Source organism: Vibrio sp. MMG023 (assembly GCF_021654215.1).
Classification (GTDB): domain Bacteria; phylum Pseudomonadota; class Gammaproteobacteria; order Enterobacterales; family Vibrionaceae; genus Vibrio; species Vibrio jasicida.
Window position 1 is genome coordinate 225,075 of sequence record NZ_JAKFZP010000005.1, and the last position, 12,416, is coordinate 237,490.

Sequence of the window (12,416 nt, forward strand, 5' to 3'; positions counted from 1 at the left end):
TTATCCCTCGCATTTAGCCAACGCTGTGTTGAAAGCGGTTAAGAAACCAGAATATTTGTCCAAAAAGCGGTTAGAGAAATACACGCCCATTGGCTTGGTTTCGAATACTTGAGAATAGAAGTAATCGCTTGGAAGAGAGGCTTGGCTGATTTCGGTGTGAAACACTCGTTCATCTTCCAGTGCGACGTCAATTTCTCTTTGTTTTAAAAGCCTTAGTAAAACCTTAGCATCTCGTGGCTGCTTAACGACGTTGTATCCATTACGTTTCAGCCAAAACCATGTGCTTGAGCCAAATTCTGCCGAGAACTTAAGGTTCAACTTTGACAAATCATCAAGCTTAGGCTCTACACCGGGACCAAAATACCAACGCAATTTTTGCTCGGTAATAGGAGCTGACAACGTTGCATAGCTGTCGTGTTCTCTGGTTTTCGGCGAGACGAAAAAGCCATGCTGTTGACCACTGTGTACGTGGAGTTGTGCGTCAGACCATTCCGTCATGGTCAGTTGGTAAGGTTGTCCCATTTCGCCCAGCGCGCATTTGACGCGGTTGAGCGCAAACCCATCCATGTTTTGATTTTGGTGAGTTTGGTATGGTGCCCATTTGTGGGTCGCAAGTAGTAATCGGTCGGGACCAATCCAAACTTGCGCCCAAGCTTCAAACGAGAATAGGGCACCAAGCAAAATAAACAGCGATGAAACCAGCTTGGTTATTTTGCGAAAAAAGCTCGCCCCACAGCTGACCGCCGCCTCTTGAACAAGAATCGAGGTGGTGACGAGATGGGGTTAATGTACGCTTCTAAACATCATGATTCGTTACTACTGAATATCCAGTTCAAAGCCCTGTGGCGTCGATGCTGCGGTGACCGTCACTTGGCTAATCGGTTGTTGTGCGCTCAGGCGCGCGATGCATTCTTCTGCCAACTTCGGCATCAAAGAGCGGTTAATGATTTGCTCAACCGCGCGACCACCTGTCGTAGGGTCGGTGTTTTTGCTGACAACCAAATCCACAAAACCTGCATCCCACGTAAAGCTCGCTTGATACTGTTCTGCCAGTTTTTTGCGAATGCGGTTTAGCGCGATTTCGGTGATCTTCGCCAACTCATCATCGTTGAGTGGGTAATAAGGCACTATGGTGGTACGCCCTAAGAACGCAGGTTTGAAGTAACGTTGTAGATCGGGACGAATTGCTTCGAGCAGTTCATCGTTGCTGATGCGTTCGGCGTTTTCATCACACACATCGCAAATCGCTTGGTCTGCGGCGTTAGAAGTCATGATGATTAAGGTGTTTTTGAAATCGACCGTGCGACCTTCGCTGTCTTTGATGTGTCCTTTATCGAAGATTTGATAGAAGAGGTCATGAACGCCCGGATGCGCTTTTTCCATCTCATCCAAAAGCAAGACAGAGTAGGGATTGCGGCGAATCGCCTCGGTTAACACGCCACCTTCACCAAAACCAACATAACCAGCAGGCGAGCCAAGTAACATTGAGATTTTGTGTTCTTCTTTAAACTCGGTCATGTTGATAACCGTGAGATCGTTGCTGCCTCCGTAAAGCTGCTCCGCGAGCGCCATAGCAGTTTCCGTTTTACCGACACCACTTGGACCACACATCAAGAACACACCGATTGGCTTGCGATTGTCGGTCAAGCCAGCGCGTGAGATTCGAATCGCTTTTGCCAGTTCTTGCTTCGCCACGTTTTGACCGATAACTCGTTTATCCAGCTCAGATTCTAGTGACAATAGGCGAGCGATTTCGTCACTCATCATGCTGCCAATGGGAATGCCTGTCCAACCGGAAATGACTTGAGCAATGGTCGCATCGTCCACCATCGCATTAACTAACGGTTCTTCACCTTGAAGCTCGTGCAATTGGTCGAGAAGGGCATTCAACTGGCTTTGCTGAGTTTCGTCCGGCGTTTCACTTTCTGTGATGCTTTGTTGAAGCGCTTTAATCTCATCAACCAATGTAATCTCTTGTTCCCAACGCGTTTGGTAGCCCGCTAATTGAGATTGGTTGGTGGTGATTTCTTGCTTCAATCCGGCAATTTCTTCTGCGCCTATGCCGAACAAATCAAACTCTTTTTCCAAAGCAGATTGCTCGTTTTGTTGATAACGAATGGATTGCTCCAACGCTTCAATCACTTCTGGTTTCGCACCTTGAGTTAATGCAATACGCGCACTAGCCGTGTCGAGCAGGCTTATCGCTTTATCTGGCAATTGGCGAGAAGGTAAGTAGCGGATAGATAGGTTAACCGCGGCATCAATGGCAGATTCTGTGATAAACGCGCCGTGGTGCTTTTGCAATGAAGCCGCAATGCCTCGCAGCATCTGTTTGGCATCTTCTGCATTTGGCTCCTCTACCGTGACGACTTGGAAACGGCGAGTCAAAGCAGGATCTTTCTCGAAGTACTTTTTGTACTCTGACCATGTTGTTGCGGCAATGGTTTTGAACTCACCACGTGCAAGAGCGGGTTTCAATAAGTTGGCAGCATCATTTTGTCCTGCTGCACCGCCAGCGCCGATCAGCGTATGTGCTTCATCAATAAATACAATGATTGGCACATCGCTGTTTTTCACTTCGTTGATGACGTCTTTAAGGCGATTTTCAAATTCGCCTTTTACGCTTGCACCTGCTTGTAATAGCCCTAAATCAAGCGAATGGAGTTGAACGCCTTGCAGCGCACTTGGCACTTCATCTGCTGCGATTCTTAGTGCTAAGCCTTCAACGACAGCGGTTTTACCCACGCCTGGCTCACCAACGAAAATAGGGTTGTTCTGGCGTTTACGACAAAGAATGTCGATGGCTTTTCTTACTTCAGAATTACGCCCAGAAATCGGATCGATATTGCCTTCGATCGCTTGTTGAGTCAGGTTGATGGTGTACTTGCTTAGTGCGTCGTTCGCGCTTGCTGTGTTTGCGGCTGAACTTGCTTCACCTGTGCTTTGTTGCGTTGCTCGCTTAACCGGCGTTTTGTTGATTAAACCGTGTAGGGACTCGGTCGACACGTTTTGTAGTGACTCGAGATTGTTGCTCGATACGCCCATGACGTTCTGCTGCAACAGCGCTTGAACGAGATGCAAGCTGATGATTTCGCCATGACCATAGTTAACGGAGGCAATCATCCAAGCGTCTTTTAGAAGTTCAGTCAGTGCGTGGCTGAGCGTTGGTTGGCTGTCTTGCACTTTTGGTAAGCGCTCGATGCGATTTGCTAGTTCACTGGCAAGTTGATCTTGGTTGATCTTCTGACTTTCAATCAGCGTTTTTAAGTGCGCGTCTTGTTGATTCAATAGCGTGAGCAGCCAATGTTCCGGCTCAATGGCAGCAACGCCTTGATTCATAGCTGCACCAGCAGAGGCTTCCAATGCGCGTTTTAACTCTGGCGATAACTTGGCGACTAAATTTGTCAGCGTTACTTGTGTCATAACCTTATCCTTGTCTTTTGCGCGATAACCTTCTTGGTCGTCGCGGTGTCTACCTAGCTATTTCAGAAGAATCCGAATCCGCTCTGTAGGTTTACGTTCTGGGGCGAGGCAATCCACTTCGCCCAATTTCGCTGCTTGATCTGGTTGAGTAGACAGCCTTGGTTTTTCGAGATACGCGCGCTTAACGTTGAGATAAATAGAAATCGGCGTGGCGTCTCGTAAATAATGTTGAATGAGTTGGCGCATGTGGCTCGCCAACTGAGTATCTCTATGAATTTGATGCAGCTCTTTGCGGTTGGCAGGTTGGATACTCACCACCAAATGTTGGTTGTAAGTCATGCACGTTTTGCCAATGAGGAAACCTTGTCCGATCCCGCTGTTGTAGTCGTCTTTCTGTCCTAAACGGGTAAGAGAACTCGCGGGTAACTGACGACGTTCATGGCTCTTAGTCGACACATCGATTTGGTAAGGGAAGTAGTCGTTAAGGATCTGCTCTAACGTTTCTAAGTTACGATGCCCTTGAGCGAACAACAGCGAATACTGGAACAGCGCGCCGTGTTCGTGTTTCAGGTTCGCCAGTTGTTTGAGTAGGTCGTTTTTTTCTTTTGCCAACTCTTTCTGCACCAAGAGGTGAGGAGCGAGTTCTAACTGCGCGGCAAGTTCAAAATGGCGTTGATTGAATACGTCTAAAAAGTCCTTGAGTGCGTGATCGTCGTTATGCAGTGCAAACAACAATTCCTCATAGATGTAGTTTGGGATAACCCCTTGTGCACCAGATAGTGCTTGCTGCGCAATACGAACCTTGGCGCTGTGGTCACTGAACGAGAAGTATTGAATATCGTCGGCATCACCATGAGGCATGGCTTCCGCTTTGAGCTCTAACTTCAGCTTATGCCCAGACTGTTTTGCCATTTGCATCAGCAATCGCATTGCTTGAGCAAAGTCGTACTCATGTGGGTTCGCTTTCAAATCGTTAATCAGTGACATCGACATCATCTATCTTCCACGCTACATCGAGCGCTGGCTCCCGTGGATTTTTGGATAACGCCTCGCAATGCCATCTTTGCCATAAAGACGAATTGTGAGCTGAATGTAGCGATCAAAACTACAGAACTGTTGGAAGAAGCGATTCAACACATCGGTGAAAGTCAGATAGTTGCCAGACGTATCGAGAGTGATTTCAATCTCTGTGCCCGGAGAGAAGACATTCTTGCCAAGAATACGCATTGATGAAACTTGCGAGCGCACTTTAACTGACTGAATCATCTGAATTTCATCGCTTATTAACTGATTGCGGCTACACAATTGCAGCATTTGCTTAAGTTGCTGAGTAGGATCTTCAGAGTGTAAAAGTGACGAGAAGTTACTGTTCAGTAGCCCGATAAATTGCCAGTGCATATTGGCGTCAGATTCACGTTCTATCGGAGCCGACGGCGGGTAGAGCGAATGAAAATCGCCGGGTAAATCGATTGGCTCTAAACATGTCATCTCACCACTGATGGTGCATGCTTGTTTGCCATTGGTACAAAGAAGGCGAGTGCCATAGAGTTTGTTGAATTCGAGTTCTTGGTTGGCATTTAGGCTGATCGCCAATCGCAGTTCACCTGTGGAATCTTTTCGGCTTTGCCAGTAATCACAATGTGGGTCGCTTTGGTAACTGTCTTTAAACAGTGGTGTCAGCAGTTTTTGACCGCTCGATGTAATCTCAAACACATCCAAAATGTCGACCACTTGAATTTCATTATCGGTATGGGCATCGGCATTAACGGGAATGGTCAGGCTGCGTTGGTCATAGCTGGTTGGTTCGCCTGTTTGTTCGAATAAGTTCACCGCAGGCACGACATTGAGCTTAAACACTTGGTTATCGAAAAGACGGATAAACTCCATCGGCAAAGAGTGCATGAACAGGTTTAATACCACAGTGGAGCAATCATGTTGCTGACAGGCTTCACCAAAGCCTTTAAGACGGAAGAACTGACGTTTCTCTTTGAAGAAGAAAAATTCGTTCATCAAATGGTAGCCAGAAAATTGATTGCCTTTTTGTGGCAGAAACTGAAACTGCTTATCGCTGATTCGGCTCTTTAGCTGATTGGCAGCTAAGACAGCGTGATTCTCACCATTGATGTCGGAAATCGATATTGCACGCGCTTCACTGAGCAGCAGTTCAACCAAGGAATCCGCATTGTTCTCGAAACCTTGAACGAAGAAGTCGAGATCTTCTAACGCTAATTGACTGAAGTGCACATCATCATCACCAGTAGACAGAGTGAGTTGAATAACGGCGGTAGTTTGTTCACTACCTTGTGGGCGATTGAAGTCAAAAGGTGCGCTGCTTGCCTTGGTGTCAATCAGTGCAAATGGTGTCGTTTTGATTTCATCCGTTGTAGTGAACAAACATGTTTTGCCTTGAGACTCGGAAGAAAATCGTGTGCCTTTGGGAAGCGTCGTGCTGTCTGTGGAAGGCGCGTCTGTGCTCATTTCTAGATACGCCACACTTGGCACAGTTTGAATGTAACTTGGGTAGAGTACGCCAAGTAGCCCTTCGACAACTTCAGGGATTTGCTCAGATAGACGTTTTTCGACGTTGGCATTCAATAGTGCCACGCCATCCAATAAGCGAGCCAAACTTGGGTCTTCGATTTGTCCCTGATGGATGTTTAGGCGTTGTGCGTGTTCTGGATGTTCAGAACCAAATTGACCGAGGGCTCGACGGACAAAAGTCAGCTCTTGTTCGTAATAACGCAGTAGAGGATCACTCATACAAATCCTCCTTCATATCGGTGGTCATGTCGCTTAATGAAATCTTGGAATCAAAAATCAGCTCTTTTTCGCCCTGTGCCGTTTTGGCTTTGGCGACAATATTGAACGCGATGGTGTTTTCTCCCGCTTTTCGCTCAACCAGTTCAACCATGACTTGGCTAAGGCGTGGCTCGAAATGTCGAATGTAGTTTTCTAGTTTGAGGGCTAATTGCTGGTGGTCGAGACTAGCACTCAACAGGTGCACATCCTCGATGCCAAAACGATAGTTAGAGCGCTGCACTTCGGTTAACCGATCGTCAATGCTCATCAGTGACGCCTCCGAATCGAACAGACGAGTCAGGTGATACTTGATGTCCTCGATATCATCTCGACGAGTCGTAGGGGCTGTTTGCACAAAGGTACGCCAAAAACTCATTACGCCACCTCATCCAATTCTGTTGTCAGCACCACTTCGCCACTGAAATGGTCGTATTGATACTGCGGGACGATACGCAAGGTACAGACGAAATTGCCCGGATGATGGTCAGAGTCGCACACGCTGATCTTTGCAAAGCTCAATGGGTATTTTGATAGGGTTTCTTCGTTGGCGTACGCCACGTTACTAGAGAATTTTTCTATCCATTGAGAGAGGAATAATTCACACTCAGCCGCTGTTTTGAAGCTGCCAATCATCTCTCGCACTTGTACTTTGAGATAATGTGCAATACGGCAAGACATCAACGAGGTTTGGATTTGAGTGAGGACTTTCTCGTTATCAGATTCACTGTTGTGCCAAATCGAATTGTTGCCATTGAAGTAAAACTTATCGCTCAAAGGACTCTTAGTAAGAGGGATAAAACCGCTTCGACTGTAGAAGGTCGACAGTTGCCCAAACAAGGTCACTTTGGTTTGTGGTTGAATCAGAAAATGGCTATCGCTTTGGCTTTGATTGACCACGGCACCTTGGTTGTTGTCGTTCCAACGAGATTTCAAGAAGCCAAACCAACTCACCCGTTGATGCTCTCGCATAATGGTGGATACAAACGCAAAGCCCGCATTGCCCCAAAGCCCGTTTTGCTTCTCGTTGTAGATGAATCCCACTTTGGCGTTTTGATAACGTGTACGCATGCACATTTCTGGCATCACTAAACCGACAAAACGCGCAGAGGACTTACTGCGTAAAGACTGCCACGATTGGTAATCAGGGCTGGCAAGGATCTTCTCGATTCGGTTGATATCAGACAGCCAGTCTGCGCCGGATTCGACAAAGAAATCGCGATTAGGAGCAAATAGCATTGGGCATAACGTTGCTTCACCCAAGCTGCTCAACAGTTCTACGGTGAACAAATCATCGTAGTCGGATTCGAAATCCATATCTGCCGCGATAGGTTGTGTGAACAGCAAGCAACCGAATGGATGTCCGCCTAAGGTGTTTAACTCTTGGTTGCCGATCTTGTTGTACAGCTCAGACGTTTTGGTGCTGTAGGCTTGATTGACGTCGGAAGACACTTCTTCCCAACTCATATTGAGTAGCTTGAGTTGAGTGCGTTGGTAATTAACGGGCAGGGTGGCTAAGCCTTGAAGCCCAAGCCAATTGGTTTGCAGTGCCTCAAATTCTGGATGATGCAATAACTCATCCATCTGTTTCGAGAGCTTATTGTCAATCTCTGCAATTAAGCGTGAAACATGTGTGATAAGCGCATCGGAACTGTCTAGCGCGGAGCGAGACACTTGAGACAGTAAAGAGAGCGCCTCTTGTAAAAAGTCGCTGTCTTTATCGTCTAGCTGTGTAAATTGGGTCTGCCAACCTGAGTGATAAATCTTACTCATACTATCCTTGTGACCTAAATCGAATTGGCTTGGTCGAAGCATCCTACTTCGACCAAGCTTTATCGTGCGTATACCAATCGTAGTAAATAACTGGTCATTCTAGCTGGTTATAACGCTCGATAACTTCGTTTAAAATTTTGATTGTAGAATAACTACTTATCGAAAATTTTAGCCTTGTTCTCAAGCGTTATTCCTGCGCTACCTCTGACCACTTACTGTGATCGGTATTAACCTGGGATCTTCGCTACCATACGAACCGACGTAGTCAGTTCTTCAAGTTGTAGCCAAGGTCTTAGGTGAGCAACGGCTGAATACGCGCCCGGCTTACCCGGTTGTTCAACCACTTCAATGCGAGACTCCGCCAATGGCGTTTTCGCTCGTTGATCGTTACCAATTGCACCTGCGTTGGTGTATTGATCGATCCACAGTTGAAGTTCACGTTGAATGTCTGGCGCTTCTAGGTTTGAACCTAGCTTGTCGCGACCCATGACTTTCAAGTAGTGAGCGATGCGACCACTTGCCATGATGTAAGGAAGACGCGCTGAAATCGCTGCGTTTGCTGTTGCATCTGGATCTGTGTACGTCTTCGGTTGCTGTGTTGTTTGACCGCCAATGAATACGCCGTAGTTTGAGTTCTTGTAGTGAACCAGTGGCAAGAAGCCTAGGTCACTTAACTCTTTCTCGCGTTCGTCGGTTAGGTTCACTTCTGTCGGACATTGCTGAACCAAGTCGCCAGCTTCGGTCTTGTAAGTTAGATTTGGTAGGTTTTCTACTTTACCACCGTTATCCAGACCGCGAATCGCTGTACACCAACCGTACGCAGTGAACGCTTGCGTCATTTTCAGGCCCAACTCGTAAGCCGCATTTGACCAAACCAACTCATCATTGCTTGATGGATTCGGGTTGCCATCTTGGTCAGTGTTTAACTCTTCGTAGCTAAACAGCTTGGTGCCAAGACCTTTCTCACCGTAAGGAAGGCGAGCCAGTGTGCGAGGTAGTGTTAGAGTTACGTAGCGCGCGTCGTCACTCTCACGGAACGAGTTCCATGCAGCATAAGCCGGAGAATCAAAACCAGCCGCGACAGGTTTGCCTTCTTCGAAGGTAGTGAAGTCATTGAACTCAAACATTTCTGCGTTTGCTGCGGCAACGAACGGAGCGTGACACGCAGCGGCTACTTCACCCATGTAGCGTAGTAGGGCGACGTCTTCATCTTTTGCGCTGAACTCGTAGTCACCGATGAAGGTGCCGTATGGTTCACCACCTGCTGTGCCGTATTCGCCTTGGTATACTGCGTTAAACAGTGGGCTACGGTCGATGGCTGGTGCATCTTCAAATTGATCAAGTAGCTCGTCTTTGGTGTAGTCGACCATTTTGATTTTCAGTGAGCGTCCTAAGTCGCTCTCTTTAACCAGTTTTTGTAGACCACGCCATGAACCTTCTAGCTTTTGGAAGTCATTTTCTTGCATGACTTTTGATAGCTGTTTCGAAAGCTTTTTGTCGATCTCTACGATGGCGTTTTCAATCGTTTTGGTGACGTTCTTGTCCCATGTTACTGTGCCGCTTAGCGCTTGCTCTGCCAACACTGAGAACAGTTCTTTTGTTGTGTCCGCTGGCGTTTGCGTGGTCGCTTCGATTGCACGATCCAGAAAGCTCAGCGAAGCTTCAGCCGCTTCTGCTTGTGGTTGGTTTTCAACTTCCGTCGTCATTATTCTGCTCCTTCTTTCTGGATGCCTAGCTCATCGGAAAGGGCGTTAATAGTGTCTGCGCTTTGCAGCACTTCCTTGAGTAGCTTCTCTAGATCACGAGAACGGTCCGCTTTTGAAAGCAGTACTTTGAGTTGGTTACGAGTCTCAACAAGCTTCTTGAGCGGTTCAACTTGCTCAACGATGGCTTCAGGCTCGAAATCTTTCATTGATGAGAATTTCAGACTCGCTTCGATTTGGCTGTCGTCATCAACCAAAACGTTGTCCACTTTGAGTGATAGCTCAGGGCCGACACGTTTCATAACAGTATCGAAGTTGTCTTTGTCGACGTTATAGAAGGTGCGATCTTCCACGTCTTCTTTGTCTTGCTTGTGACCCGAATAATCACCGACGACTCCCACCACAAAAGGGAGTTCTTTGGTTTCTACTGCGCCATTCGTCTCGACATCGTAAGTAATACTTACACGGTTTTTGCTAACTCGCTTGTGTTGGGAGTTCAGTGCCATAATGGTATCTCCTTATTCCATTAAGAAGCTGTCGAAGTAACTTTCGCTGTCGTCGCGTCAAAGCCCACTTCAGGACCTTTCTCTATTTTGCCGCCTTCGCCTTCGATGTAGTACGCTTTCGAAATCTCGGTGTATGTCAGGCTGAATGATTCATTTGGCAGGTGACCATCCGACGCGCCCATGTTGTAGCTCGACATACGTGCTGCGCTTAGTGTCAGGATTAGATATGGATCTGCACCAGAACCTTCACGGTTTGGCTTGGTCATCACGATCTCGATAGTTTTACCTTCACCACCTGGTGCGTATAGGAAAGTCGTTAAGTATGGCGTTGCACCATCACAGCCACGAGTGATGTTCACTTCACCTAGCGCGACCATGCCTTGGTCTGCGTTGTTCGCGTTACCGACGTCGATGCCAACGCCACGAACGGCACTCCAGTTCACTGTATCAATAGCAAAAAATCCATCCTTGCCACCGATCTTATCTACCGTTGCAGCACCTTTTGGTGTAGTGCCATCAATTCTCATGTAAATAGAAGCCATTTGGTTCTCCTTTGCTTATTAGCATTTTTTGCTTCACCACTCGAAATCGGTAATACCGCTCGACGATTGAGTAGTTTTTACTTCTGGTTGGTTGGTTGTATTAGGAGTGTCGCTTTGCTCTGACGTTGTAGGTTCAATTGACGTTGCACTTTGAGACTCCTCATTAGAGGTGTTTTGAACCTCAGACACAGAAACGGTTGGAACCGGCTCTGGCACTGATTGTGGTTCAGGAATTGTCTTCAGAATGGTTTGTTCTAAGTTGTCCATTCCGGTGAGTTGATTGATATGACTCAGAACTTGGCTGTTGCCGCCTGTCATTTCTTGGAGTAGTTCTGGCAAGCTTAGATAACCCCATCGAATCGCGCGCTCTAACAAGAACGGAACAGGGCTATGTGGCTCGGTTTGTTTGAAGTAATCGGCGAGCTTTCTAAGTTCATGAAAAGCGTGGTCGCGATTTTGGATCTGGCCAGCGATATTCATCGTAGTAGGTGCCGCTGGCTGGTGTGTTTCATTTGAAGGAATCGATTCTAGCAACGGCGTCGTCGTAATTTGTTCTGCTTCTGGCTCTGATGAGGTTGGTGCTACTTCTGCATTTTCAGTTGCCTGATAGGTTGTTTCAGGAGAGTTTGATACGACGGGGGGAGCCTGATCTTCTTCGGTAATCAATCTAAATTGATCATCCAGAGGCCATTTAGAAAACTTGTCTTCAGTGAGATAACGGATCGTGTTAATCAGTTCCGCGATGTTTTCTTTGATGAATTTAAAACTTACATGGGTTGCATTAACGGGTTGGCACTGTTGAGCGATGGCTTGTTCTATAGCATCAAGATTTTGATAGGTTTGCGCCAAATCCATTAAGGTGTCTTGCGTGTCAGCATTGAATAGGTTTTGCGCTTTAGTTTTGATTTCGCCAAGCGAACCGTTGCGCTCTGCGCGTAGGTAATCACCAAAGGTGACATCGTCAATCAAGCCAATCAACTGCAAAGGCATATACAGGGCAGTGGTATCGTGAGTTTCGCCGACAAGTTGTAGCAGAGGTTTCATCCGGAACTCAGCTCGTTCTCTTGCGATGCCAGACTCTTCTGCGCTTTTTAGTTTGTCTTCAGGAAGGAACGGATTGAGCGAGTCCCAAAACTGCTCCACGGTGCTTAGAAGCACTTGCGTTGCGTCGGCAAGATTTCGATAGGGAGCGTCGGTGAACAACTGACTGGTGATATACCAACCTAGCAGCTCCAAGTCTTTGCTTGACTGGGTGAGGGCGTGGTATGTCGCGGTACGCAACTGTGCCCAGTTGTCATCATTGCTTTCAAGCAGTGCTTGATCACTGGATGCATCAGGCGTTTCAACCAATTGGCGAAACGATGATTGCGCGGCATTGTAACTGTTTCTAAGTGCTCGATAGGCACTTCTATCAAGCTTCAGATAGACACCACTTGGCGAGCCATCTGTGATCGGAGCCAAAAGACTATCAATATTAACCATATTCAATCCATGAATTATTTTTTTATTAAGTCAGAGATAAATCCATTACTCTGGTTTCATAGTTTGTAAACTTCAGTCTAGTGAGGATTTTCCTAAATAGCCGATAAAAATTAACTATTTAATAAAAACTAAGATGTCGATCCAAAAAATTGGTCGGAGGAATACATCTATCAATATAATGCCCTGATTTA

General features: G+C 46.8%; 10 protein-coding genes. All 10 read right to left on the bottom strand.

Annotated elements, in window-relative coordinates; translation table 11 throughout:
• The 10 genes from L1076_RS17575 to L1076_RS17620 all read right to left on the bottom strand — a co-directional run bounded on the left by L1076_RS17575 (nucleotide 1) and on the right by L1076_RS17620 (nucleotide 12,225).
• Entirely contained in the window at nucleotides 1-762 is a 762-nt protein-coding gene (locus L1076_RS17575) for an ABC transporter substrate-binding protein (RefSeq protein WP_343231854.1), read from the bottom strand.
• A gap of 54 nt (nucleotides 763-816) precedes the next feature.
• Nucleotides 817-3,423, bottom strand: coding sequence for a type VI secretion system ATPase TssH (gene tssH / locus L1076_RS17580; protein WP_237304171.1), 2,607 nt, complete (start codon nucleotides 3,421-3,423; stop codon nucleotides 817-819).
• Nucleotides 3,424-3,480: 57 nt separating this feature from the next.
• On the bottom strand, nucleotides 3,481-4,419 hold the full coding sequence (locus L1076_RS17585; protein ID WP_237304172.1) for a type VI secretion system baseplate subunit TssG: 939 nt from the start codon (nucleotides 4,417-4,419) through the stop codon (nucleotides 3,481-3,483).
• A gap of 12 nt (nucleotides 4,420-4,431) precedes the next feature.
• The gene (tssF, locus tag L1076_RS17590; protein ID WP_237304173.1) at nucleotides 4,432-6,183 is read right to left on the bottom strand and encodes a type VI secretion system baseplate subunit TssF; all 1,752 of its coding nucleotides are present in this window, start codon (nucleotides 6,181-6,183) and stop codon (nucleotides 4,432-4,434) included.
• Nucleotides 6,176-6,598, bottom strand: coding sequence for a type VI secretion system baseplate subunit TssE (gene tssE / locus L1076_RS17595; protein ID WP_005451929.1), 423 nt, complete (start codon nucleotides 6,596-6,598; stop codon nucleotides 6,176-6,178). Before tssE ends, tssF begins: the two co-directional genes overlap by 8 nt.
• Nucleotides 6,598-7,992, bottom strand: coding sequence for a type VI secretion system contractile sheath large subunit (locus L1076_RS17600; protein WP_237304174.1), 1,395 nt, complete (start codon nucleotides 7,990-7,992; stop codon nucleotides 6,598-6,600). The genes tssE and L1076_RS17600 overlap by 1 nt, the downstream gene beginning before the upstream one ends.
• 227 nt (nucleotides 7,993-8,219) lie before the next feature.
• Complete coding sequence (gene tssC / locus L1076_RS17605) at nucleotides 8,220-9,698, bottom strand: type VI secretion system contractile sheath large subunit (RefSeq protein ID WP_005451931.1); 1,479 nt, start codon at nucleotides 9,696-9,698, stop codon at nucleotides 8,220-8,222.
• On the bottom strand, nucleotides 9,698-10,201 hold the full coding sequence (gene tssB / locus L1076_RS17610; RefSeq protein ID WP_005443648.1) for a type VI secretion system contractile sheath small subunit: 504 nt from the start codon (nucleotides 10,199-10,201) through the stop codon (nucleotides 9,698-9,700). The genes tssC and tssB overlap by 1 nt, the downstream gene beginning before the upstream one ends.
• A gap of 20 nt (nucleotides 10,202-10,221) precedes the next feature.
• A complete protein-coding gene (locus L1076_RS17615; protein WP_005443647.1) occupies nucleotides 10,222-10,743 on the bottom strand; it encodes a type VI secretion system tube protein Hcp in 522 nt (173 codons plus the stop codon).
• Between the two features lie 33 nt (nucleotides 10,744-10,776).
• Nucleotides 10,777-12,225 (bottom strand): type VI secretion system ImpA family N-terminal domain-containing protein, encoded by a 1,449-nt coding sequence (locus L1076_RS17620; protein ID WP_237304175.1) that lies wholly within the window; start codon nucleotides 12,223-12,225, stop codon nucleotides 10,777-10,779.
• Between the last annotated feature and the right edge of the window lie 191 nt (nucleotides 12,226-12,416).

Excerpts from the sequence above, each read along its gene's own strand:
- tssE (WP_005451929.1), bottom strand. The coding sequence starts at position 6,598 with ATGAGTTTTTGGCGTACCTTTGTGCAAACAGCCCCTACGACTCGTCGA.
- tssF (WP_237304173.1), bottom strand. The coding sequence starts at position 6,183 with ATGAGTGATCCTCTACTGCGTTATTACGAACAAGAGCTGACTTTTGTC.
- tssC (WP_005451931.1), bottom strand. The coding sequence starts at position 9,698 with ATGACGACGGAAGTTGAAAACCAACCACAAGCAGAAGCGGCTGAAGCT.
- tssH (WP_237304171.1), bottom strand. The coding sequence starts at position 3,423 with ATGACACAAGTAACGCTGACAAATTTAGTCGCCAAGTTATCGCCAGAG.
- L1076_RS17615 (WP_005443647.1), bottom strand. The coding sequence starts at position 10,743 with ATGGCTTCTATTTACATGAGAATTGATGGCACTACACCAAAAGGTGCT.
- tssB (WP_005443648.1), bottom strand. The coding sequence starts at position 10,201 with ATGGCACTGAACTCCCAACACAAGCGAGTTAGCAAAAACCGTGTAAGT.
- L1076_RS17620 (WP_237304175.1), bottom strand. The coding sequence starts at position 12,225 with ATGGTTAATATTGATAGTCTTTTGGCTCCGATCACAGATGGCTCGCCA.
- L1076_RS17600 (WP_237304174.1), bottom strand. The coding sequence starts at position 7,992 with ATGAGTAAGATTTATCACTCAGGTTGGCAGACCCAATTTACACAGCTA.
- L1076_RS17585 (WP_237304172.1), bottom strand. The coding sequence starts at position 4,419 with ATGATGTCGATGTCACTGATTAACGATTTGAAAGCGAACCCACATGAG.